Below are 21,240 nucleotides of genomic sequence, written 5' to 3' on the forward strand. Positions count from 1 at the left end.
TCTCACTCCACCGTCTGTTCACGGAACAACTGCAACTGGATATCGCCCTGGGCCGCCAGATCGCGCACCACGACCATGATGTCCTTGCGCACCTGCTCGATGCGGCTGATCGGCACCGGCCCCTGACGGCGCTTGATGGCGTCCATCTGCTGCGCCTGGCGCTTGGGCATGGCGCCCTGAATGGCCTTGACCAGGGCTGGCTCGGCGCCCTTGAGCGCGACCACCCACTCGTCCAGCGGGATGGCTTCGAGCAGTGCCTCGAGCACTTCGTTGCTCTGCTTGGAGAGGATGAAGAAGTCGTACATTTCCTCCTCGATCTTGCCCACCAACTCCTCGTCGTGGGCGCGCAGCAGCTCGAACATCTGGTCGCGGTTGCCCTTGAAGCGGTTCATGATGTCCGCCGCCTGCTTGACCCCGCGCACCAGGGCGCCCTGGGTGGACAGCACCGACAGGCTGCGCTCGATCAGATCACCCAGCTCGGCAATCACATCGCCATTGACCTCGCTGAGGTTGGCGATGCGATACAGCAGTTCGTCCTGGTGCTCGCGCGGAATGCACTCCAGCACCTGACTGGCCATGCCCGGCGGCAGAAAGGCGAGAAATACAGCCTGCATCTGCAGGTGTTCCTTGGCCAGCAACGCAGCGAACTGGCGCGGGTCGATCCACTCCAGCTTGGCCATCTGCGCGCGAATCTCTTCGCCGTAGATGCTGTCCAGCAGGTTGCGGGTGATCTCGCTGCCCAGCGCCTTGCTCAGCATGCCCGACAGGTAAGTGCGCGAGGCGCCCTTGATGCTGCTCTGCTCCTTGTAATCGTCGAAGAAACGCCCGATCACATCGGAAACCATCGGCAGCTTGACGTTGGACAGGCGCGCCATGGCCTGGCTGATGCCGATGATTTCCTCGCGCGAAAAGTGCCGCAGCACACCGGCGGAGACCTCGTTACCCATGCTCAGCATGAGGATCGCGGCCTGCTCCATGGAGCTTATCGAACGCAACTGGCTACGCACCGGCAGGTTGCTGCCGGCGGCGCCCGGCTCGTCAGGCGACGGGGTTGGCTGCTCTTTCATTTCGTCCGATCCATTGCTTGATCACTTCGGAGACGCGCTCGGGGTCGTTGCGCGCCAGCATCTGCAGGTGTTCGATCTGGTGTTCCAGGCCCGAGCCGGGGGCCGGCAGGCGGATTTCCGAGAGCGGGTTCAGCTCGCTGAACAGCCCGGCCACCCGCGACTCTTCGGCCATGCGCGCGAGCAGACGCTCGTCGTGGGCCTGGCGCTCCAGTTGCGCGGGCGTTGGCCCCTCCTCCACCGGCAACAGCTCGGCCTGCGGGCCACGGGTCAGGTTGCGTACCGCCGGGCGGATCACCAACAGCAACAGCAGCAGGCAGATGAAGCCGAACACACCGATGCGCACCAGTTCATGCACCTTGCTGCTTTCCCACCAGGGCTCGGGCGTCAACGGCGCGGCCGCCTCGACCACAAAGGGGAACACGCTCAGGCTCAGCACGTCGCCGCGGGCCTCGTTGAAGCCGGCCGCACTCTTGATCGAGCGCTCCAGCTCGGCACGCGCCGCCGGCGTCCAGCCGCCCTCGGGCGCCGCCGCCTCGTTGAGCACCACCGAAATACTCTGCTGACGCAGGCTGTAGGGCGCGTGCTTGACGTGGGTGACGCTCTGGTCGTAGTCGAGCTGGCGGTTGGATTCCTTGCGCAGCGAGGTGGCCGCCTTGTTCTGCGGCGCCAGTGGGTCGTTCTGTGCGACCTGCGCCTGGGCCGGATCGGTGGCCTGCGCCGGGTCCTGGGGCTGGGGCGGCGGCCGGTTGCTCAGCGAGCCCGGCACGCCGAGGGCCAGCTCGTCGAGGGTACTTTCGTCACGCAGCACTTCATTGCGCAGGCGCGGCGCTTCACCGTAGGCCTGCAGGGTTTCTTCGCGCTGGCTGAAATCGAAGTCGGCCGCCACGCTGATGCGGTAGTTACCGCTGCCCAGCACCGGCGCTAGCACCTGTTCGATGCCGCCCTGCACTTTCAGGCGGTAGTCGTCGACCACCTGGCCGTTCTGCACCAGGCCTTCCCAGCCGTGCAACGAACGCGATAGCTGAGCGCCGTTCTGATCGACCACGCTGACCTGCTCGGCGGCCAGGTGCGGCACGCTGCCGGCCACCAGGCTGACGATGGCGCCGACCTGTTCCGGGCTGAGCTGGGTGCCGGGCGCCAGATGCACCATGACCGAGGCCTTGCCCGGATTGCGCTGGCTGACCACGAAGGAACGACTCTCTTCCAGGGCCAGGTGCACGCGGGCCTGCTGAATGCCCTTCATGGCCATGATGGTGCGGGCCAGCTCGCCTTCCAGGCTGCGCTTGAGGCGCACGTCCTGGACGAACTGGCTGGCACCCAGCGGCTCGTCCTTGTCGAACAGTTCGTATCCGCTGGGCACCGCGATCTTGACGCCCTTGGCCGCCAGCAACAGGCGTGCGCGGCTGAGCAGCCCCTCGGCCACCAGCACTTGCCCCGTATCCGGGTGCAGGCTGTAGGGAATGGCTTCGGCGTCCAGTACCTGCATCACTTCAGCCACAGGGAAGCTCTCGCCGCTACCGTACAGCGGGCGCAGCGCACCCTGGTCGCGCCACAGGTAGTAGACCACGCCAGCCGCCAGCACGGCCGCCAGCAACGCCAGGCCGACCAGGGTCAGGCGCGGGCCGGCGAAGCGCTCGGGCAGGGGAAATTTATTGCGGATAACTTGCAGCACGGTTCAGTTCCCGTCAGCGTCAGATAGGCATGCGCATGATGTCGTCGAAAGCGCTGGACAGCTTGTTGCGCACCTGCAGCAAGGCAGAGAACGACACACTGGCCTTCTGGCTCTCGATCATGGCGCCGACCAGGTCATCGCTCTGGCCACTGTCGACCGCGGCCATGACCTCGGAGGACTTGTGTTGCTGGGCGTCGACTGCGCGCAGGCTGTCGGCGAAGCTCTGCAGCACGCCGGCCTGATCCGGCTCGTCGATCTGCATGGCCGGTTTGATCGCGGCACCGGCGCTGGACAACTCGCGGTGCAGTTCCATGCGGCCCAGCAATTCCTGCTGGATTTGGCTGATTGAGTTCATTGACGGGTCTCCGCAGCGGTTGTTGGACGGTGCATCAGAGTGGAATGGACAGGCCCTGCTCGCGCATGGCACTGAGGCGGTAGCGCAAGGCGCGCGGGGTCATGCCCAGGCTGGCGGCAGCCTTGGCCTTGTGGCCACCGAAACGGCGAATGGTGTCGAGCACGTGCTGGTATTCGGCCCACTTGCCACTGGCACGCAGCGCCGCGCGCCCCTCGTCGCCGGGCACCAGGCTCAGCGCCGGCGCCTCCACCAGGCCCGCCGGACTGCTCAGGCCGAGGTCCTGGGCCTGGATGAACAGGCCCTTGCGCAGCACCAGGGCACGCTGCACGGTGTTTTCCAGTTCACGCACATTGCCCGGCCAGTCATGGCTCAGCAGCGCGCTGCAGGCATCGCGGGTGAGCAGCTCATCGGCGCTTTCCTGCGGGGCGAACTGGCGAATGAAGCGCCGGGTCAGCGGCAGGATGTCTTCGCGGCGCTCGCGCAGCGGGCTGATCGACAGCGGCAGCACATCGAGGCGGAACATCAGGTCGGCGCGGAAGCGCCCGGCGGCCACTTCGGCCTGCAGGTCGCGGTTGGTCGCGGCGATGATGCGCACGTCCAGCTCGATCTCGCGGCGCCCGCCCAGGCGTTCGACCCGGCGCTCCTGCAGCACCCGCAGCAGTTTGGCCTGCAGGCCCAGGGGCAACTCGCCGATTTCGTCGAGCAGCAGGGTGCCGCCGTTGGCCAGCTCGAACTTGCCCGGCTGGGCGGTGACCGCACCGGTGAAGGCGCCACGCTCATGGCCGAACAAAATGGATTCGAGCATCTGCTCGGGAATCGCTGCGCAGTTGACCGCAATAAAGGGCGCGTTGCGTTCGGCGGAAAAGCGATGGATGTAGCGCGCCAGCATTTCCTTGCCGGTGCCGGTTTCGCCACCGATCAGGATCGGCGCGCGGGTCTGCGCCACGCGCTGGGCCATGGCCAGCAGGCGGCGGCCGGCTGGTGAGCAGGACACGAAGCTCTCTTCGGCCGTGCTGGCCGCCGCCTGGCGCCCCAACAGTGCCGACAGCTGCGCCGCACTGAAGGGTGCCAGCAGGTAGTCGACACAGCCCAGCTCCAGCAATGCCGCCGCGCGGGCCTGATCGTCATAGGCCACCACCGGAATCACGCTCAGCTGCGGCGCGCTGCGCAGCAGGCCACCGACCTGAGCGTACAGGCTGTGGTCGGCCATGCCGCCGACGAAGACGAACAGCAGTTCGGCCTGCTGCAAGGCGGCTGAGCCCAGCTGGGCGCAATCGGCCACATGGCTGACCTGGCACCCTGCCGCCAGCAGCGAGTCGCACAGCAAGTTGTGCAGACCGATATCCGCCTGACCCACTACCCATACCGGACGCAACAACGATTGCTCGCCCGCCGAGGACAAGTAAGACTCGCTAGTGGATACCTGAAGCTTATTCAACATGCGGCACCTGCTCAAATGAGGCTGGGTCGGCTGGAATGCAGCGAAAGTTGTATTTTTTCAGTTGGCGCTTAAGTCGGCGCCATTAATGGCCGCCTTGTAAGAGCGTGCACTGCTGTTTTGCGGGTAACTCTTCATTACCCATGTGAACAGGCGCACGTCAGGCTATCGCGCAGCCACAGAATTGCGAGTCAGTTCTCCTCATCAGCGCTCAAAGCGTCGTCATTTTTCTCTGGTGACGGGTTTTGACATCTCTTGATTTAACCCCTCCCCGCGCCACGCGTAGCCTTCGTCCGGTCGATGGGCTTGCACCCCGGTGCCTTGCCCATCGTCGACGACGCCTGGCCACGAGCCAACGCGCCGTTCTGCTGCCAGCGCTCGGCGGGCCGTGAATAGCCTGCCCACTTATTCGGGGAATACCGCTCACACCATGACTGGTCATTCGAAAGTTCACCATGCAGTGCCCGTCGAGCAACTCACGCGCCTTAAGCCGAGCAAGCTCGGCCGCCACTATCATCGTGTACCGCAATATATTCGCGAGGTATTTGCCAAATACCCGCGGGTAATTGGCGACTATTTCCTGCGCAATTATCGGATCAACCTGGAGTTGCTCCGGGTGATTGTTCACGAACAACGCGCAGAAGACCCCGGCTGCATTTATAAGGGACCGTTCGGCAAGCTCGGCTTCACCATCGAGCGCAACCTGCTGACCGAAGCCCTGGAGTGCTATTACGGCGGCTCTGGCCGGCCCGGCCTGAGTGCGCCGCCGGTCAGCAGCTCCGAGCAGCGCCTGCACGCGCGCCTGGGCGTCGACGTCAGCCAGATTTTCCTGCGTGCCGTGCTGGCCAGTGACGACAACGACGAACTGCAGCCCCATGACAACGACTACGAGGCGATCAGCTGGGAGTACGTGGCCGAACTGCAGTTCACCAGCCACACCAGCGCCCAGCCGGCCTCGCTGTTCATTTATATGGACCACCAGCTGGTCGACGAGCTGACCAGCCGCCTGTCCGGCCCGGCGCCGTCGAGCAGCCTCGGCGACCCGGCCCGCCAGCTGCAGCAGCTGCCGGTGCGCCTGTCCTGCGTGCTGGCCAGCCAGCAGCTGCCACTGGCCCAGGTACTCCAGCTGCAGGTCGGCGACATCCTGCAGACCCGCCTGCTGGAACGCTGCGAAGTGCGCGTCAACCAGCAGAAACTGTTTCGCGGCAGCATCTTCGAAGAAGACGGCTGCCTCTACCTCACCTCTCTTGAGAGCTTCGAACAGCCATGAGCAGCCCCGCCATGAACAGTCATGTATCCGACAGCGAATTCGAGAACCTGATCAACGAGACCGACCTGGGCCTGGCCCAGGAGGCCCCGCTGCCTGCCGCGCCAGAGCCGGAAGTGGCTCGCCCGAGCAGCCAGGATCTGAGCTTCTTCGGCAAATTGCCGGTCAACGTCACCCTGGAAGTCGCCTCCACCGAGGTGGCGCTCAAGGACCTGATGGAAGTCGACACCAACAGCGTGATCATGCTCGACAAGCTGGCCGGCGAGCCGCTCGACGTGAAGGTCAATGGCGCCCTGTTCGCCAAGGCCGAGGTGGTGGTGATGAACGGCAACTACGGCCTGCGCATCACCGAACTCAGCGGTAACGGCCTGAGCGCACTGAGCCGCTGATGTCGCGCCTGCTCGCTCACGCCATCACCCTCTGCCTGCTGGCCTTCCCACTGCTGGCCCAGGCCGAGGGCGGTGAAATTTCCCTGCTCAGCCTGAACGACACGGCCAATGGGCAGACGCTGAGCGTCAAGGTGCAGATCCTCATCATCATGACCCTGCTCGGTCTGTTGCCGGCAATGCTGATGATGATGACCTGCTTCACCCGTTTCATCATCGTCCTGGCCATCCTGCGCCAGGCCATGGGCCTGCAGCAGAGCCCGCCGAACAACATCCTGATCGGCATCGCCCTGTGCATGACCCTGTTGGTGATGCGCCCGGTGTGGCAGGAGATCCACCAGCAAGCCTACCTGCCGTTCGAAGGTGACCAGATCAGCCTGGAACAGGGCCTGGAGCGCGGCAAGGACATTCTCAGCCGCTTCATGCTGGCGCAGACCAGCAAGACCGCGCTGGACACCATGGTCGGCCTGGCCGGGGAGAAACTGCCGGACGACCTCAAGCAGCTGGACTTCTCCCTGCTGTTGCCGGCCTTCGTGCTCAGCGAACTGAAAACCGCCTTCCAGCTGGGCTTCATGATCTTCGTGCCGTTCCTGGTGATCGACCTGGTGGTGGCCAGCGTGCTGATGGCGATGGGCATGATGATGCTCTCGCCGATGATGATTTCCCTGCCCTTCAAGCTCATGGTCTTCGTCCTGGTGGACGGCTGGGCACTGATGATGGGCACCCTGACCAGCAGCATTCAGCCGTTCTAGGTAATTTCATGCTCACTCCGGACAGCGCCGTCGAACTGATCGCCAATGCCGTGCACATCACGGCCCTGATCGTCTGCGTACTGGTCCTGCCGAGCCTGCTCGGCGGCCTGCTGGTGAGCATTTTCCAGGCGGCCACGCAGATCAACGAACAGATGCTCAGCTTCCTGCCGCGCCTGCTGATCACCCTGGGCATGCTGGTGTTCGCCGGCCACTGGATTCTCGCCACGCTCAGCGATCTGTTCATCGAAACCTTCAAGCAGGCCGGGCGCCTGGTCGGCTGACGCATGCCGAATCCGCCCGCCCTGCTGGCCGTCGACCAGCTCATGCCCCTGCTGAACACCTACTGGTGGCCGTTCTGCCGCCTGCTGGCACTGTTCAGCCTGGCGCCGATGTTCGGCCACAAGGCACTGCCGCTGCGCCCGCGCGTGCTGCTCGCCCTGGTTCTGGCCCTCAGCCTGGGCGCCTCCCTGCCCGCCGCGCCGGCCATCGATGCACTGTCGCTGCAGGGCCTGCTCGCCACCCTGGAACAGATCGCCATCGGCGCCCTGCTGGGGCTGTCCCTGCAGCTGGTGTTCGTGGTCTTCGCCCTGGTCGGCGAGGTGATTTCCACCCAGATGGGCATGACCATGGCGCGCTACAACGACCCGAGCAACGGGGTTTCTTCCGCCTCGATCGTCACCCAGCTGTATTTCATCCTGCTGGTGCTGCTGTTTTTCAGCATCGACGGCCACCTGCTCTCGGTCAGCGTGTTCTACCAGAGCTACCTGGCCTGGCCGGTGGGCAGCGGCCTGCACTATCTGGGTTTCGAGACGCTGATCTATGCCTTCGCCTGGGTGCTCTCTGCCGCCGTGCTAATCACCCTGCCGGTGATGTTCTGCATGACCCTGGTGCAGTTCGGTTTCGGCCTGCTCAACCGCATCTCGCCATCGATGAACCTGTTCTCCCTGGGCTTCCCCATGGCCATTCTGGTAGGTCTGCTGTGCATCCTGCTGACCCTGCCGGACATGCCCGGCAGCTACCTGCACCTGACCCGCGAATTGCTCGACAACCTTGGCACCCTGCTGCGGACGCCTGGCCATGAGTGAACAGAACAGCTCCCAGGACAAAAGCGAAGAGGCCTCCCAGCAAAAGCTCAAGAAGAGCCGCGAGGAAGGCCAGGTCGCCCGCTCCAAGGACCTGGCCACCACGGTATCGCTGCTGGTGACCCTGCTGGTGCTCAAGTTCAGCGGTGACTATTTCCTCGCCGGCCTGCAGCAGAGCTTTCGCCTGTCCTACCTGGATCTCAGTCGCGGGGAAATGAGCCTGGATGACCTCGACCTGATCATCAGCCACAACCTGATGCTGCTGATGCACCTGCTCGCGCCGCTGCTGATCACCCCGCTGCTGGTCTGCGTGTTCGCCCTGGTGCCCGGCGGCTGGGTATTTGCCAGCAAGAACTTCTCCTTCCGGGCGGAAAAACTCAACCCGCTGAAGGGCCTCAAGCGCATCTTCTCGCTGCAGAATTTCAGCGAACTGGGCAAGTCGCTGCTGAAGATAGTGCTGCTGGGCGTGATCGCCTGGTGGCTGATCGGCGAAACCTTTCCACAACTGCTGGCCCTGCAGCGCGGCGACATCCACAGCGCCATCGTCGGCACCCTGAGCCTGAGCCTGGACCTGGCGATCAGCCTGCTGCTGGTGTTCATCCTGTTTTCGCTGATCGACATTCCGCTGCAGCGTTTCTTCCACCTCAAGCAGCTGCGCATGACCAAGCAGGAACTGCGCGAGGAGCACAAGAACCAGGAAGGTCGGCCAGAGGTCAAGGCGCGCATCAAGCAGTTGCAGCGCCAGTTGCTGCACCGGCAGATCGGCAAGGTGATCAAGGATGCCGACGTGGTCATCGTCAACCCGCAGCACTACGCGGTGGCCCTGCGCTATGACATGAAGAAGGCCCAGGCGCCCTTCGTGATCGCCCGCGGCATCGACGAAACCGCCCTGTTCATCCGCCAGCTGGCCAGCAAGCACGGACTCGAAGTGCTGGAGCTGCCGCCGCTGGCCCGCGCCATCTATTTCAGCACCCAGGTCAACCAGCAGATCCCCAACGCGCTGTTCAAGGCGGTGGCGCAGGTACTGACCTACGTTCTTCAACTCAAGGCCTACCGCCAGGGCCGCCGTCGCAGCCAGCCGCAACTCAGCCGGCAGTTCGACATACCCGCCAGCCTGGCCAACAAGGGACAAGCATGAACCTACTGCAACAATTGCTGCCGACCCTGCGCAGCGGCCGCATCGGCATCCCGGTGGTGATCCTGTCGATCCTGGCGATGATCATCCTGCCCCTGCCGCCGCTGGTGCTGGACATCCTGTTCACCTTCAACATCGGCCTGGCGATTCTGGTGCTGATGATCAGCGTGTCGTCGAAGAGCCCGCTGGACTTCTCCCTGCTGCCCACTGTGATCCTGGTCACCACCCTGATGCGCCTGTCGCTCAACGTGGCTTCCACCCGCGTGGTGCTGCTCGAAGGCCACACCGGCACGGAAGCGGCGGGCAAGGTGATCGAAGCCTTCGGCAACGTGGTGATCGGCGGCAACTTCATCGTCGGCATGATCGTCTTCGTGATCCTGATGATCATCAACTTCATCGTCATCACCAAGGGCGGCGAGCGCATCTCCGAGGTGACTGCGCGCTTCACCCTGGACGCCCTGCCCGGCAAGCAGATGGCCATCGACGCCGACCTCAACGCCGGCCTGATCGATCAGGCCGAAGCCAAGCGGCGGCGCAGTGAAGTCGCCAAGGAAGCCGATTTCTACGGGGCCATGGACGGTGCCTCTAAGTTCGTGCGCGGCGACGCCATCGCCGGCATCCTGATCCTCCTGATCAACCTGTTCGGCGGCGTGGCCATCGGCATCCTGGTGCATGACCTGCCGGGCGGCGAGGCCTTCCGCCAGTATGCCCTGCTGACCATCGGCGATGGCCTGGTGGCGCAGATCCCGGCGCTGCTGCTGGCCACCGCGGCGGCGATTATCGTCACCCGGGTCAACGAGTCGGCCGATATCACCAGCCTGGTGCACCGGCAGATGCTCGCCTCGCCCTCGGTGCTGTACACCGTGGCCGGCATCCTGTTCTTGCTCGGCGTGGTACCGGGCATGCCGCACCTGGCCTTCTTCAGCTTCGCCGCGCTGATTGCCCTGGTGGCCTGGGCCATCTCGCGCAACCCGGCGCCGCTTGAAGGTGCCGAGCTGGAACAGGTCGCGGCGCTGAGCCAGGCCATGGAGAAGGAGCGCGCGCAGAGCCTGGCCTGGGAAGACATCCCGCTGGTCGAGCGGCTGTCCGTGTCGCTCGGCTACAAACTGGTCGGCCTGGTCAGCGAAGCCTCCGGCGCGCCGCTGGTGCAGCGTGTGCGCGGGGTGCGCCAGACGCTCTCCGAAGGTTTGGGCTTTCTCCTGCCGGAAATCCAGATCCGCGACAGCCTGCGCCTGAAGGCCGCGCAGTACAGCATCCACATCAACGGCGAACGCATCGACGGTGCCGAGCTGCAGGCCGACCGGCTGATGGCGATTCCCTCGCCGGAGCTGTATGGCGAGATCGACGGCATCCTCGGCAACGACCCGGCCTACCGCATGCAGGTGGTGTGGATCCTGCCGGAAGACAAGCCGCGCGCGCTCAACCTGGGCTACCAGGTGGTCGACTGCGCCGGGGTGATCGCCACCCACCTGAACAAGGTGATCCGCGAGCACCTGCCGGATATCTTCAAGCACGACGACGTCGAGCACCTGATGCAGCGCCTGGCGGCGCAGGCGCCCAAGCTCGCCGAAAGCCTGAAGAACCAGCTCAGCTACAGCCTGCAGCACCGTGTCTATCGCCAGCTGCTGCTGGAGCAGGTGCCGCTGCGCGATATCGTCACCATCGCCAGCACTCTGCTGGAGTCCAGCGAGAGCACCAAGGATCCGCTGCTGCTGGCCGCCGACGTGCGCTTCGCCCTGCGCCGCAGCATCATCAGCGCGATCGCCGGCGAGCGTCAGGAACTGGCGGTGTTCGTCCTCGACAACAACCTGGAGAACACCCTGCTCGGCGCCCTGTCCATCGCCCAGCAGGCCGGCCCGGTGAGCCTGGACAACATTCCGGTCGAGCCCAACCTGCTCAATCAGCTGCAACAGGCCATGCCGGTGGTCAAGGAGCGCCTGCGCAAGGAAGGCCACCCGCCGGTGCTGACCGTGGCGCCGCAGCTGCGCCCGCTGCTGGCGCGCTACGCACGGGTGTTCAGCCCGGGGCTGCACGTGCTGTCGCAGAACGAGATCCCCGACCGCATCGGCGTGAACATCCTCGGCAGCCTAGGCTGACGGCGCCTTGTCGCCTTCCGTGCGCGCCTTGCGCTGCGCGCGGATACTCTGCACCAGGGCGTGGAAACTGGCGGAAATCTTCTCCAGCGCCACGCCGGACTCCTGATGCCCGGTGCGCGGGTTCTCCCGCGTCCACTGGCAGATCACCTCGGCACTGGCCTGATGGATCTTGCCCTCGCCATCGCGCATCGACACATCGATCTCGAAACGGCTCCCCGGCTCGATGGGCGCGTCGCAGATCAGCTTGAGGCCGCCATCGGAAATATCACCGACATAGCCGAGCAGGCTGCTGCTGCCGCGCAACCTGGCCTTGACCCGAAAAATGGAACGAAAGACGATCCGCTCGTGTTCCCGCATCGCGTGCCAGCACCCTGAAGTTGTTGAAGGTCCACATAGACCAAGGCGACCCTGCAGCACAAAACATTAAGTACTCATACAAGCTTCGGGCCGGTAGCTGGCTCGTGCTTCGGGGCCGAGGACAGCACGCCATGAACCTGTTGATCCGACGCGAGAGCACAACAACTATCCTGCCGCTTAGCCGCCGCCCAACTCACTGAATCGCGGCCCAGGCTCTGCTCAGGAAAAGACCATGTGCAACATATTCAGGTTACCCGCCCTCCTGATACGCACGGCTGCAATCGCCATGTCGGTCCTTGCCTGCACCTCTTGCATCGTGGTGCCCGTGTGGATGTTCACCGAAGACCCTTATCGCCCGGAGGTCCTGCAGGCACTGCGCAACGCCGACCAGGTGCAGGTGCGCAAGACCCTCGGTGCGCCCAAACTGACCAAGGCGGGCGGGCAATACTGGTTCTACCTCCACTCGCGCGAAACCTGGGGCGTGATAGGCGGCAGCTCCAGCGCCGTGATTACCGACGAGCGATGGCTGGCAGTTGAGTTCGATCAGGCTGGGCGGGTCATTTTCATCGAAGCCAATGATCCGGAAAAATGCCTGTCCAATGGCCTGTGCCTGGATGGGGCGGCGCCCACGGCCTCGAACCTGGCCGCCGAGCCCCACCGCCCAGATAGCAGTGAATGCGGCATCTACCTGTTCCTGGAAAAACTACCCTGGCCAGCGGCAACCGGGTTCGTCAGTTTTCGCGTCGATGGCCGGGTCATTGGCACGGTAGGCGTTGGCACCTACCTGTTCCTGACCCACCCACCCGGCCAGGTCAAGCTGGCAGCATACGACCTGGCGATATCGACCAACTGCGCCGGCGGCGAAAAGCTGTATGTGCGGGCAATCAAGAAGCGCGACTTTTCCTGGGAGACCGGCGAGGACCTAGCCCCCGTGACCGATGCCGAAGGGGCCGCAGCGATTCGCTCTCGACGACCGGCCCTGCCGGATTAGCCGCAGAGCAGGCTGACTGGAGTCTTCATGCAGAACTAGCCCCCGGGCAAGGGGGGCAAAACCGCAATCCAGTTCAAGCGCTGAGAACAAGCCGGAAAGCAAAAAGCCCCGAATACGGGGCTTTTGCACAGGATTTGGCGGAAGCGGTGAGATTCGAACTCACGGAAGAGTTTCCCCTTCGACGGTTTTCAAGACCGTTGCATTCAACCGCTCTGCCACGCTTCCGGCGTTTGCTGCGGGCGGCAATCTTACCGGAACGCAACACACTGTCAAACTCTCGTAATTGGCAGATAAGCACGCTCTGTTATGATCCTTTCGACTGCGGTCACGGAACCCAATTTCGCCGCTCAGGAGAGTTGTCATGCACGAACAAGATTACGCGCTGAATCACGCGCAAGCCGACCAGCTGGAAGTCAGCAAGGTCCTGCGCAACACCTATGGCCTGCTGGCCCTGACCCTGGCGTTCAGCGGCCTGGTCGCCTTTGTCTCGCAGCAGATGCATGTCGGCCATCCGGGCCTCATCGTGACCCTGGTGGGCTTCTACGGCCTGTTCTTCCTGACCATGAAGCTGCGCGACTCCGCCTGGGGCCTGCTCAGCACCTTCGCCCTGACCGGCTTCATGGGCTACACCCTGGGCCCGATCCTCAACCGCTACCTGGGCATGAGTGGCGGCGGCGAAGTCGTCAGCTCGGCCTTCGCCATGACCGCCCTGGTGTTCTTCGGCCTGTCCGCCTACGTGCTGACCACCCGCAAGGACATGAGCTTCCTGGCCGGGTTCATCACCGCCGGCTTCTTCGTCCTGCTGGGTGCCATGGTGGCCGGCCTGTTCTTCGAGATCAGCGGCCTGCAGCTGGCGATCAGCGCCGGCTTCGTGCTGTTCTCCTCGGCGGCCATCCTGTTCCAGACCAGCGCGATCATCCACGGCGGTGAGCGCAACTACATCATGGCCACCATCAGCCTGTATGTATCGATCTACAACCTGTTCATCAGCCTGCTGCAGATCTTCGGCATCATGGGCGGCGACGACTGAGTGATTCAGTGCGCTAAATAGAGCCCGCTTCGGCGGGCTTTTTCGTGCCTGCGACAAGCATCTGCGCCGTTCTGCCTTTATCATGGCGCAGAGTCAGTTCGCGGAATCGTCATGAAATTCGCCATCGCCCTGTTCGCCCCGGCCCACCTGCCCTCCTCGCGCCGCGCCCTGCGCTTTGCCGAGGCGGTGATTGCGGGCGGGCATGAAATCGTCCGCCTGTTCTTCTATCAGGACGGCGTCCACAGCGCCTCCGCCAATGTGGTCAGCGCCCAGGACGAGCTGGACCTGCCGGCCGCCTGGCGCGACTTCGTCGCACGGCAGCAGCTGGACGCCGTGGTGTGCATCGCCGCCGCCCTGCGCCGCGGCGTACTCAACGCGGCAGAGGCGCAGCGCTACCAGAAGCCCGCCGCCAACCTCGGCGCGCCCTGGGAACTGTCGGGCCTGGGCCAGCTGCATGAAGCCAACCAGCTGGCCGACCGCCTGGTCTGCTTCGGAGGCCACTGATGAGCAAATCCCTGCTGATCATCAGCCGCCAGGCGCCCTGGGCCGGCCCCAGCGCCCGCGAGGCGCTGGACATCGCCCTGGCCGGCGGCGCCTTCGACCTGCCGCTGGGCCTGCTGTTTCTCGACGATGGGGTTTTCCAGCTCCTGCCGCAGCAGCAACCCGCCGCCCTGCAGCAGAAAGACCTGACCGCCAACCTGCAGGCCCTGCCGCTGTTCGGCGTCGAGTCGCTGTACGTCTCCAGCCGCAGCCTCGGCGAGCGCGGCCTGGCCGGACAGGAGCTGGTCCTGCCGGTCGAATGCCTCGACGATGCCGGCCTGTCCCTGCTTATCGACCGTTACGACCAGGTGATCACGCTCTGATGGCCACTCTGCATGTGCTTTCCCATTCGCCCTTCAGCGACAGCCGCCTGAGCAGCTGCCTGCGCCTGCTCGGTCCGCAGGACGGCCTGCTGCTGAGCGGCGATGCCGTGTATGCCCTGCAACCCGGTAGCGCACAACTGCAGGCCCTGCTGCTGATGCCGGAGGGCATCGGCCTGTATGCCCTCGACGAAGACCTGCAAGCGCGCCAGCTCACATTGCCCGCTCGCGCCCAGGCCGTCGATTACCCGGCCTTCGTCGAGCTGTGCGCGGCCTACGCCAAGGTCAACAGCTGGCTATGAGCAACCTGATCGTCGATGGCCGCAGCATTGCCCTGGACCAGGACGGCTACCTGGCCGAACTGGCCGACTGGTCGCCCGCGGTCGCCGAAGCCCTGGCCGCCGGCGAAGCGCTGCAGCTGAGCGCCGAGCACTGGGAAATCCTCGAGCTGCTGCGCGCCTTCTACGCCGAGTTCCAGCTGTCGCCGGCCACCCGCCCGCTGATCAAGTACGCAGCCCTCAAACTCGGCCCGGAAAAGGGCAACAGCCTGCACCTCAATCGCCTGTTCAAGGGCACGCCCGCCAAGCTCGCCGCCAAGCTCGCCGGCCTGCCGAAACCGACCAATTGCCTGTGAAAGTAGCGCCCATGATCCTCGTAGCCCCACCGGAACACCCCTTCGCCCAGTTCGTGCGCATCCTCGGCAAGGGCAAGCGCGGTGCGCGCAACATGAGCCGCGAGGAAGCCCGCGAAGCCATGGGCCTGCTGCTCGACGGCAAGGTCGAGGACACCCAGCTGGGCGCCTTCCTCATGCTGCTGCGGCACAAGGAGGAAAGCGCCGAGGAACTGGCCGGCTTCACCGAGGCCCTGCGCCAGCGCCTGGCGGCGCCGGCGATCGCCGTCGACCTGGACTGGCCCAGCTATGCCGGCAAGAAGCGCCACCTGCCCTGGTTCCTCCTGGCCGTCAAAGCCCTGGCCGCCAGCGGCGTGCGCATCCACCTGCACGGCGGTGGCGCGCACACCGCCGGCCGCCTGTACAGCGAGCAACTGCTGGAATCGCTGGCCATCCCGATCTGCCAATCCTGGGCGGAAGTCGCCGAGAGCCTGGATCGGCAGCGCCTGGCCTTCACCCCGCTGGGCGCCTGGGCGCCGCAGCTGCAACGGATGATCGACCTGCGCAACACCCTCGGCCTGCGCTCACCGATCCACTCGCTGGCGCGCATCCTCAATCCGCTGGCGGCGCGCTGCGTGATGCAAAGCATCTTCCACCCCGGCTACCAGGCCACCCACCGCGAAGCCAGCCAGCTGCTCGGCGACACGGCCATCGTGATCAAGGGCGAAGGGGGCGAGATCGAGGTCAACCCGGATGGCGCCTGCCACCTGTACGGCTCGGCCGGTGGCGAGAATTGGGACGAGGAATGGCCGGCGCTGACCGCGCAGCGCCACGTCAAGCCGGAACAGCTCGACCCGGCGCACCTGCTGGCCTTCTGGAACGGCGAGGTGGACGACTCCTACGGCCGCCTGGCCGTGCTCAGCACCATCGCCCTGGGCCTACGCGCCCTGGGCGAGCCGCGCGAGAGCGCCCTCGCCCGCGCGCAAACGGTCTGGGACGCGCGCCTTCAAACGCCCGCCTGAGCCCCCTCGAACCAGGCCAGCTTCTCGCGCAGCTGCACCACCTCGCCGACTATCACCAGAGTCGGCGCGTGCACCTCGTGCTCGGCCACCAGCTGCGGCAGGTTGGCCAGGGTGCCGGTGAACACCCGCTGGTTCTGCGTGGTGCCCTGCTGTACCAGCGCCGCCGGGGTATCCGCGGCGCGGCCATGGCGGACCAGCTCCGCGCAGATGGCCGGCAGCCCGACCAGGCCCATGTAGAACACCAGGGTCTGCCCCGGCGCACTCAGCTCGCCCCAGGGCAGGTTGCTGCTGCCATCCTTGAGATGGCCGGTGACGAAGCGCACCGACTGCGCATGGTCGCGATGGGTCAGCGGAATCCCGGCGTAGGCCGCACAGCCCGAGGCGGCGGTGATGCCCGGCACCACCTGGAACGGGATGCCGTGGGCCGCCAGTTCCTCGATCTCCTCGCCGCCACGGCCGAAGATGAACGGGTCGCCGCCCTTGAGGCGCAGCACCCGCTTGCCCTGCTGGGCCAGGTCGACCAGCAGCTGGTTGATCTCTTCCTGCGGTACGGCATGGGCCGAGCGCTGCTTGCCGACGTAGATGCGGTCGGCATCGCGGCGACAGAGGTCGACGATGGCCGGGGCCACCAGGCGGTCATACAGCACCACGTCGGCCTGCTGCATCAGGCGCAGGGCACGGAAGGTCAGCAGGTCCGGATCGCCCGGGCCGGCGCCGACCAGGTAGACCTCACCGAGGGCGCGCGGCGCGATGCCGGCGATCTTCGCTTCGAGCTGGCGCTCGCCCTCGCCCAGCTTGCCGGCGAACACGCTCTCGGCGATCGGGCCCTGGAACACGTCCTCCCAGAACACCCGGCGCTGCTGCACATCGGGGAACAGGCCCTTGACCTGGGCGCGGAACTTCTTCGCCAGGCCGGCCAGTTGGCCGTAGGTGGCGGGAATCCAGGTCTCGATCTTGGCGCGGATCAGCCGCGCCAGCACCGGCGCGTCGCCGCCACTGGTGACCGCGACGATCAGCGGCGAGCGGTCGACGATGGCCGGAAAGATCACGCTGCACAGCTTGGGCGCATCCACCACGTTGACCGGAATGCCACGCGCCTGGGCCTGGGCGGAAATCTGCGCATTTAGCGGCTCGTCGTCGGTGGCGGCGATCACCAGGCTCACCCCGTCCAGATCATCGACCTGGTAGCCGCGCAGCTGCAGCTGGGCGCCCGGCCCGGCCAGCTCGCGCAGCTCGTCACGGATCGCCGGAGCCACCACGCGCAAGACCGCCCCGGCCTCGGCCAGCAGCCGCGCCTTGCGCAGCGCCACTTCGCCACCGCCGACAACCAGTACCAGGCGATCCTGCAGCTTGTGGAACAGGGGGAGAAAATCCATGGCGCACGCTCTCGATCAGGAAAAACAAAACGGGGCAGCTCTAGCCACCCCGTATTCTGCAACTGAAGTCCGGCTTAGCCGATGACTTCGATACCTGCCATGTACGGTTTCAACACTTCAGGCACGCGGATGCTGCCGTCGGCCTGCTGGTAGTTCTCCAGCACGGCCACCAGGGTACGGCCCACCGCCAGGCCGGAGCCATTGAGGGTGTGCACCAGCTCCGGCTTGCCGGTTTCCTGATTGCGGTAGCGCGCCTGCATGCGGCGGGCCTGGAAATCGCCGCAGTTGGAGCAGGAGGAAATCTCGCGGTACTTGTCCTGGCTCGGCACCCAGACTTCCAGGTCGTAGGTCTTCACCGCGCCAAAACCCATGTCGCCGGTGCACAGCGCCAGCTTGCGGTACGGCAGCTCAAGCAGCTGCAGCACGCGCTCGGCGTTGCCGGTCAGGCTTTCCAGGGCCTCGAAGGACTTGGAGGGCTCGACGATTTGCACCATCTCGACCTTGTCGAACTGGTGCTGGCGGATCATGCCGCGGGTGTCGCGGCCGGAGGCGCCGGCTTCGCTGCGGAAGCACGGGGTGTGGGCGACGAACTTGAGCGGCAGCTGCTTGGCATCGAGGATCTCGCCGGCGACGATATTGGTCAGCGACACTTCGGCAGTCGGGATCAGGTACAGGTCGGCCTGGTCTTCGCGCTGGATCTTGAACAGGTCTTCCTCGAACTTCGGCAGCTGGCCGGTCCCCTGCAGGGCCGGAGCCTGCACCAGGTAAGGCGTGTAGGCCTCCTCGTAGCCGTGCTCGGCGGTGTGCAGGTTGATCATGAACTGCGCCAGGGCACGGTGCAGGCGGGCAATCGGCCCGCGCAGCAGGGCAAAACGGGCACCGGACAGCTTGGCGGCCGTCTCGAAGTCCAGCCAGCCATGCTGCTCGCCGAGCGCCACGTGGTCCTGCACCGGGAAATCGAAGCTGCGCGGGGTGCCCCAGCGCGCTACCTCGACGTTGCCCTCTTCGTCTTCGCCGACCGGCACCGACTCGTGCGGCAGGTTGGGGATGTTCAGCAGCAGGTTATCCAGCTCGACCTGGATGGCCTCCAACTCGCGCTTGCCCTCTTCAAGGTCGCTGCCCATCTTGTCGACTTCCGCCAGCAGCGGGGCGATGTCCTCGCCACGCTGCTTGGCCTGGCCGATGGCCTTGGAGCGGGTATTGCGCTCGTTCTGCAGCTGTTCGGTGCGGGTCTGCACGGTCTTGCGCTGGGCCTCGAGGGCCTCGAAGCGCGCCACGTCCAGCTGGAAGCCACGGGTAGCCAGGCGGTCCGCAATCTCCTGCAGTTGGGTACGAACCAGTTTGGAGTCGAGCATGGGATGTTCTCGTCTAGATCAGAGCTTGGTTAATGTCAGGCCGGCCCAGGTGGCGAGCAGGCTACCCAGCACGCTCAGCAGCGCATAGCCGATGGCCAGCGGTGCCTGGCCGCTTTCCAGCAGCCGCAGCGTGTCGAGGGAAAAGGATGAAAAAGTGGTCAGGCCGCCGAGAAATCCGACGATCAGCCCCGCGCGCACTTCCAGCGGCACCTCCGGGCGCAGCAGGAACAGGCCGTACAGGTAGCCGATCAGCAGGCAGCCGACAATATTGACCGCCAGGGTAGCGCCATAGAAGTGCTGCGGCCAGTTCGCGCTGACCCAGTTGCTGGTGAAGAAGCGCAATAGGGTACCGGCCATGCCGCCCAGGGCCACCGCGATGACCACGCCGATCATGGCTTTCTCCGCTGGCGCGGGCTGGCGGCATCCAGTGCCGCCAGGTGGGCCAGCTTGTCGCGGATTTTCAGCTCCAGGCCGCGCGGCACCGGCTGGTAGTACTGGCGCGGTTCGAGCTGTTCGGGAAAATAGTCCTCGCCGGCGGCATAGGCATCCGGCTCGTCGTGGGCGTAGCGGTATTCCTCGCCGTAGCCCAGCTCCTTCATCAGCTTGGTCGGCGCATTGCGCAGGTGCAGCGGCACCTCCAGCGAGCCATGCTCGGCGGCATCGCGCATGGCCGCCTTGAAGCCCATGTACACCGCATTGCTCTTCGGCGCGCAGGCGAGATAAACGATGGCCTGGGCCACCGCCAGCTCGCCCTCGGGGCTGCCCAGGCGCTCCTGCACGTCCCAGGCATTGAGGCACAGGCTCAGGGCGCGCGGGTCGGCGTTGCCGATGTCCTCGCTGGCCATGCGCACCACGCGCCGCGCCAGGTACAGCGGGTCGCAGCCGCCATCGAGCATGCGCGCGTACCAGTACAGGGCGCCGTCCGGGTTGGAGCCGCGCACCGACTTGTGCAGCGCGGAAATCTGGTCGTAGAAGGCCTCGCCGCCCTTGTCGAAGCGCCGGCGGCTGTCGCCCAGCAGGTTCTGCAGCAGTTCGGGGGCGATGGCGCTGCCGTCCTCGGCCAGGTCGGCGGCGTTCTCCAGCAGGTTGAGCAGGCGCCGGCCATCGCCATCGGCGGCGGCCAGGAGTATCTGGAAGCTCTCTTCCGGCAGGCTCAGGCGCTGCTTGCCCAGGCCCTTCTCTTCCGTCAGCGCGCGCTGCACCAGTTTGCGCATGGCGGCTTCGTCCAAGCTCTTCAGCACATAGACGCGGGCCCGCGAGAGCAGTGCGTTGTTCAGCTCGAAGGACGGGTTCTCGGTGGTGGCACCGATGAAGATCAGCGTGCCGTCTTCCACATAGGGCAGAAAGGCGTCCTGCTGGCTCTTGTTGAAGCGGTGCACTTCGTCGACGAAGAGGATGGTGCGCCGGCCGTACTGGGCGGCCTGCTGCTTGGCCATCTCCACCGCCTGGCGGATTTCCTTGACTCCGGAAAGCACCGCGGAAATCGTCTCGAAATGCGCTTCGGAGACCTGCGCCAGCAGCCTGGCCAGGGTGGTCTTGCCGACGCCCGGCGGGCCCCAGAAGATCATCGAGTGCAGCGCGCCCTGCTCCAGCGCCTCGCGCAGCGGCTTGCCATGGCCCAGCACATGCTCCTGACCGACGTACTCGTCCAGGCTGGTCGCGCGCAAACGCGCGGCCAGGGGCTGGGCGACGGGGGCAGAGCGAAACAGGTCCATGGCGGGTGGCAGCGGCCTCTTATTCCTGGATGACGTCGGCGCCCTCAGGGACGTCGAAGGTGAACAGCTTGGCGTCGAGCGGCTCGTTCATCTTCACGCCGAGGAACAGGATATTGGTGCGCTGGCCGATGCTGTCGATCAGCTGCATGTCGTTGATCACGCCACGGCGGAAGGACAGGCGCAGGTTGTCGAACAGGCTGTCCTTGGCCTTGGGCTTGAGCATGAAGTCGACCACTTCGCCGGCTTCCTTGAAGCTGATCTCGAAGTTCTCACGGATCTTCGACACGTCGCCGGACAGCAGCAGCGCCGGGGTGTGGGTCAGGCGCTGGTCGAGGGTCTGGATGGTCACCTGCATCAGGTCCGGGTCGTACAGCCAGACCTTCTCGCCGTTGGACACCAGCAGTTGCTCCTGCGGCGCATCGGTGTGCCAGCGGAACAGCCCCGGGCGTTTCAGCGCCAGCTGGCCGGCGGTTTCCTGCAGCTGGGTGCCGCTGCCGTCCAGGGTCAGCTGGGAGAAGCGGGCGCTGATGGTCTGCGCCTGGTTGAGCAGTTCGGTCAGGCGTTTGACCGCCGCCTCGTCGTCCGCCTGGGCGGGAATGGCCAGACAGGCCATGGCGGCCAGCAACAGCATGCGCAACAGTCGCATGGAAATCCTCTTCATCTACGAACTGGGG

The 21,240-nt window shown here is 65.4% G+C and carries 24 protein-coding genes and 1 tRNA gene; 14 read left to right on the forward strand and 11 right to left on the reverse strand.

The genetic code is table 11. From position 1 onward, the window contains the following. Positions 1-2: 2 nt before the first annotated feature. Genes GV001_RS13750 through GV001_RS13765 form a run of 4 tightly spaced genes read right to left on the reverse strand, consistent with a single transcriptional unit; the run spans position 3 to position 4,535 of the window. The gene (locus GV001_RS13750; RefSeq protein ID WP_160080753.1) at positions 3-1,067 is read right to left on the reverse strand and encodes a FliG C-terminal domain-containing protein; all 1,065 of its coding nucleotides are present in this window, start codon (positions 1,065-1,067) and stop codon (positions 3-5) included. Further along, positions 1,039-2,739: a flagellar basal-body MS-ring/collar protein FliF gene (gene fliF / locus GV001_RS13755; RefSeq protein WP_160080755.1), complete on the reverse strand. Its 1,701-nt coding sequence runs from the start codon at positions 2,737-2,739 to the stop codon at positions 1,039-1,041. The genes GV001_RS13750 and fliF overlap by 29 nt, the downstream gene beginning before the upstream one ends. A gap of 19 nt (positions 2,740-2,758) precedes the next feature. Further along, the gene (locus GV001_RS13760; protein ID WP_160080757.1) at positions 2,759-3,094 is read right to left on the reverse strand and encodes a flagellar hook-basal body complex protein FliE; all 336 of its coding nucleotides are present in this window, start codon (positions 3,092-3,094) and stop codon (positions 2,759-2,761) included. A 34-nt stretch (positions 3,095-3,128) separates the two neighbouring features. Continuing rightward, positions 3,129-4,535: a sigma-54 dependent transcriptional regulator gene (locus GV001_RS13765; protein WP_160080759.1), complete on the reverse strand. Its 1,407-nt coding sequence runs from the start codon at positions 4,533-4,535 to the stop codon at positions 3,129-3,131. Positions 4,536-4,962: 427 nt separating this feature from the next. Here GV001_RS13765 and GV001_RS13770 point away from each other — a divergent pair, with 427 nt between their 5' ends. Genes GV001_RS13770 through GV001_RS13800 form a run of 7 tightly spaced genes read left to right on the forward strand, consistent with a single transcriptional unit; the run spans position 4,963 to position 11,250 of the window. Next, the gene (locus tag GV001_RS13770) at positions 4,963-5,802 is read left to right on the forward strand and encodes a FliM/FliN family flagellar motor switch protein (RefSeq protein WP_160080761.1); all 840 of its coding nucleotides are present in this window, start codon (positions 4,963-4,965) and stop codon (positions 5,800-5,802) included. Positions 5,803-5,813: 11 nt separating this feature from the next. Continuing rightward, on the forward strand, positions 5,814-6,188 hold the full coding sequence (gene fliN / locus GV001_RS13775; RefSeq protein ID WP_160080763.1) for a flagellar motor switch protein FliN: 375 nt from the start codon (positions 5,814-5,816) through the stop codon (positions 6,186-6,188). Next, positions 6,188-6,937, forward strand: a complete 750-nt coding sequence (gene fliP, locus GV001_RS13780; protein ID WP_160080765.1) for a flagellar type III secretion system pore protein FliP — start codon at positions 6,188-6,190, stop codon at positions 6,935-6,937. The genes fliN and fliP overlap by 1 nt, the downstream gene beginning before the upstream one ends. A gap of 8 nt (positions 6,938-6,945) precedes the next feature. Beyond that, a complete protein-coding gene (locus GV001_RS13785; RefSeq protein ID WP_160080767.1) occupies positions 6,946-7,218 on the forward strand; it encodes a flagellar biosynthetic protein FliQ in 273 nt (90 codons plus the stop codon). A 3-nt stretch (positions 7,219-7,221) separates the two neighbouring features. After that, on the forward strand, positions 7,222-8,022 hold the full coding sequence (fliR, locus tag GV001_RS13790) for a flagellar biosynthetic protein FliR (protein ID WP_178091825.1): 801 nt from the start codon (positions 7,222-7,224) through the stop codon (positions 8,020-8,022). Further along, a complete protein-coding gene (flhB, locus tag GV001_RS13795) occupies positions 8,015-9,157 on the forward strand; it encodes a flagellar biosynthesis protein FlhB (RefSeq protein WP_160080769.1) in 1,143 nt (380 codons plus the stop codon). The genes fliR and flhB overlap by 8 nt, the downstream gene beginning before the upstream one ends. Beyond that, positions 9,154-11,250, forward strand: a complete 2,097-nt coding sequence (locus GV001_RS13800) for a flagellar biosynthesis protein FlhA (RefSeq protein ID WP_160080771.1) — start codon at positions 9,154-9,156, stop codon at positions 11,248-11,250. The genes flhB and GV001_RS13800 overlap by 4 nt, the downstream gene beginning before the upstream one ends. On the opposite strand, the gene GV001_RS13805 is transcribed toward GV001_RS13800, so the two are convergent. After that, complete coding sequence (locus GV001_RS13805; RefSeq protein WP_160080773.1) at positions 11,242-11,607, reverse strand: PilZ domain-containing protein; 366 nt, start codon at positions 11,605-11,607, stop codon at positions 11,242-11,244. The genes GV001_RS13800 and GV001_RS13805 overlap by 9 nt on opposite strands. A gap of 232 nt (positions 11,608-11,839) precedes the next feature. Here GV001_RS13805 and GV001_RS13810 point away from each other — a divergent pair, with 232 nt between their 5' ends. Then, complete coding sequence (locus GV001_RS13810; RefSeq protein ID WP_218583032.1) at positions 11,840-12,598, forward strand: hypothetical protein; 759 nt, start codon at positions 11,840-11,842, stop codon at positions 12,596-12,598. Between the two features lie 135 nt (positions 12,599-12,733). On the opposite strand, the gene GV001_RS13815 is transcribed toward GV001_RS13810, so the two are convergent. Further along, positions 12,734-12,823: transfer RNA gene (locus GV001_RS13815), tRNA-Ser, on the reverse strand. A gap of 136 nt (positions 12,824-12,959) precedes the next feature. Here GV001_RS13815 and GV001_RS13820 point away from each other — a divergent pair. From GV001_RS13820 to GV001_RS13845, 6 genes are all read left to right on the forward strand, one after another. Next, positions 12,960-13,628, forward strand: coding sequence for a Bax inhibitor-1/YccA family protein (locus GV001_RS13820; protein WP_160080775.1), 669 nt, complete (start codon positions 12,960-12,962; stop codon positions 13,626-13,628). A gap of 111 nt (positions 13,629-13,739) precedes the next feature. Next, positions 13,740-14,132: a sulfurtransferase complex subunit TusD gene (gene tusD / locus GV001_RS13825; RefSeq protein WP_160080777.1), complete on the forward strand. Its 393-nt coding sequence runs from the start codon at positions 13,740-13,742 to the stop codon at positions 14,130-14,132. Next, entirely contained in the window at positions 14,132-14,491 is a 360-nt protein-coding gene (tusC, locus tag GV001_RS13830; RefSeq protein ID WP_160080779.1) for a sulfurtransferase complex subunit TusC, read from the forward strand. The genes tusD and tusC overlap by 1 nt, the downstream gene beginning before the upstream one ends. Then, complete coding sequence (tusB, locus tag GV001_RS13835; RefSeq protein WP_160080781.1) at positions 14,491-14,790, forward strand: sulfurtransferase complex subunit TusB; 300 nt, start codon at positions 14,491-14,493, stop codon at positions 14,788-14,790. Before tusC ends, tusB begins: the two co-directional genes overlap by 1 nt. Beyond that, positions 14,787-15,122, forward strand: coding sequence for a TusE/DsrC/DsvC family sulfur relay protein (locus tag GV001_RS13840; protein ID WP_160080783.1), 336 nt, complete (start codon positions 14,787-14,789; stop codon positions 15,120-15,122). Before tusB ends, GV001_RS13840 begins: the two co-directional genes overlap by 4 nt. An 11-nt stretch (positions 15,123-15,133) precedes the next feature. After that, the gene (locus tag GV001_RS13845; RefSeq protein WP_160080785.1) at positions 15,134-16,120 is read left to right on the forward strand and encodes a glycosyl transferase family protein; all 987 of its coding nucleotides are present in this window, start codon (positions 15,134-15,136) and stop codon (positions 16,118-16,120) included. Here GV001_RS13845 and cysG read toward each other — a convergent pair. The 5 genes from cysG to lolA form a co-directional block, all read right to left on the reverse strand. Further along, positions 16,105-17,496: a siroheme synthase CysG gene (cysG, locus tag GV001_RS13850; RefSeq protein WP_160080787.1), complete on the reverse strand. Its 1,392-nt coding sequence runs from the start codon at positions 17,494-17,496 to the stop codon at positions 16,105-16,107. The genes GV001_RS13845 and cysG overlap by 16 nt on opposite strands. A gap of 74 nt (positions 17,497-17,570) precedes the next feature. Further along, positions 17,571-18,851 (reverse strand): serine--tRNA ligase, encoded by a 1,281-nt coding sequence (gene serS, locus GV001_RS13855; RefSeq protein WP_160080789.1) that lies wholly within the window; start codon positions 18,849-18,851, stop codon positions 17,571-17,573. 18 nt (positions 18,852-18,869) lie between these two features. After that, complete coding sequence (gene crcB / locus GV001_RS13860) at positions 18,870-19,244, reverse strand: fluoride efflux transporter CrcB (protein WP_160080791.1); 375 nt, start codon at positions 19,242-19,244, stop codon at positions 18,870-18,872. Beyond that, positions 19,241-20,566: a replication-associated recombination protein A gene (locus GV001_RS13865; RefSeq protein ID WP_160080793.1), complete on the reverse strand. Its 1,326-nt coding sequence runs from the start codon at positions 20,564-20,566 to the stop codon at positions 19,241-19,243. Before GV001_RS13865 ends, crcB begins: the two co-directional genes overlap by 4 nt. Before the next feature lie 19 nt (positions 20,567-20,585). Next, complete coding sequence (gene lolA, locus GV001_RS13870) at positions 20,586-21,212, reverse strand: outer membrane lipoprotein chaperone LolA (RefSeq protein WP_160080795.1); 627 nt, start codon at positions 21,210-21,212, stop codon at positions 20,586-20,588. Between the last annotated feature and the right edge of the window lie 28 nt (positions 21,213-21,240).

Source organism: Pseudomonas sp. 8AS (genome assembly GCF_902506505.1).
Classification (GTDB): Bacteria; Pseudomonadota; Gammaproteobacteria; order Pseudomonadales; family Pseudomonadaceae; genus Aquipseudomonas.

Coding starts and splice junctions, on each gene's coding strand:
- GV001_RS13750 (WP_160080753.1), bottom strand. CDS start 1,067: ATGAAAGAGCAGCCAACCCCGTCGCCTGACGAGCCGGGCGCCGCCGGC.
- GV001_RS13760 (WP_160080757.1), bottom strand. CDS start 3,094: ATGAACTCAATCAGCCAAATCCAGCAGGAATTGCTGGGCCGCATGGAA.
- GV001_RS13765 (WP_160080759.1), bottom strand. CDS start 4,535: ATGTTGAATAAGCTTCAGGTATCCACTAGCGAGTCTTACTTGTCCTCG.
- GV001_RS13770 (WP_160080761.1), top strand. CDS start 4,963: ATGACTGGTCATTCGAAAGTTCACCATGCAGTGCCCGTCGAGCAACTC.
- fliN (WP_160080763.1), top strand. CDS start 5,814: ATGAACAGTCATGTATCCGACAGCGAATTCGAGAACCTGATCAACGAG.
- fliP (WP_160080765.1), top strand. CDS start 6,188: ATGTCGCGCCTGCTCGCTCACGCCATCACCCTCTGCCTGCTGGCCTTC.
- GV001_RS13785 (WP_160080767.1), top strand. CDS start 6,946: ATGCTCACTCCGGACAGCGCCGTCGAACTGATCGCCAATGCCGTGCAC.
- fliR (WP_178091825.1), top strand. CDS start 7,222: ATGCCGAATCCGCCCGCCCTGCTGGCCGTCGACCAGCTCATGCCCCTG.
- flhB (WP_160080769.1), top strand. CDS start 8,015: ATGAGTGAACAGAACAGCTCCCAGGACAAAAGCGAAGAGGCCTCCCAG.
- GV001_RS13800 (WP_160080771.1), top strand. CDS start 9,154: ATGAACCTACTGCAACAATTGCTGCCGACCCTGCGCAGCGGCCGCATC.
- GV001_RS13805 (WP_160080773.1), bottom strand. CDS start 11,607: ATGCGGGAACACGAGCGGATCGTCTTTCGTTCCATTTTTCGGGTCAAG.
- GV001_RS13810 (WP_218583032.1), top strand. CDS start 11,840: ATGTGCAACATATTCAGGTTACCCGCCCTCCTGATACGCACGGCTGCA.
- GV001_RS13820 (WP_160080775.1), top strand. CDS start 12,960: ATGCACGAACAAGATTACGCGCTGAATCACGCGCAAGCCGACCAGCTG.
- tusD (WP_160080777.1), top strand. CDS start 13,740: ATGAAATTCGCCATCGCCCTGTTCGCCCCGGCCCACCTGCCCTCCTCG.
- tusC (WP_160080779.1), top strand. CDS start 14,132: ATGAGCAAATCCCTGCTGATCATCAGCCGCCAGGCGCCCTGGGCCGGC.
- tusB (WP_160080781.1), top strand. CDS start 14,491: ATGGCCACTCTGCATGTGCTTTCCCATTCGCCCTTCAGCGACAGCCGC.
- GV001_RS13840 (WP_160080783.1), top strand. CDS start 14,787: ATGAGCAACCTGATCGTCGATGGCCGCAGCATTGCCCTGGACCAGGAC.
- GV001_RS13845 (WP_160080785.1), top strand. CDS start 15,134: ATGATCCTCGTAGCCCCACCGGAACACCCCTTCGCCCAGTTCGTGCGC.
- cysG (WP_160080787.1), bottom strand. CDS start 17,496: ATGGATTTTCTCCCCCTGTTCCACAAGCTGCAGGATCGCCTGGTACTG.
- serS (WP_160080789.1), bottom strand. CDS start 18,851: ATGCTCGACTCCAAACTGGTTCGTACCCAACTGCAGGAGATTGCGGAC.
- crcB (WP_160080791.1), bottom strand. CDS start 19,244: ATGATCGGCGTGGTCATCGCGGTGGCCCTGGGCGGCATGGCCGGTACC.
- GV001_RS13865 (WP_160080793.1), bottom strand. CDS start 20,566: ATGGACCTGTTTCGCTCTGCCCCCGTCGCCCAGCCCCTGGCCGCGCGT.
- lolA (WP_160080795.1), bottom strand. CDS start 21,212: ATGCGACTGTTGCGCATGCTGTTGCTGGCCGCCATGGCCTGTCTGGCC.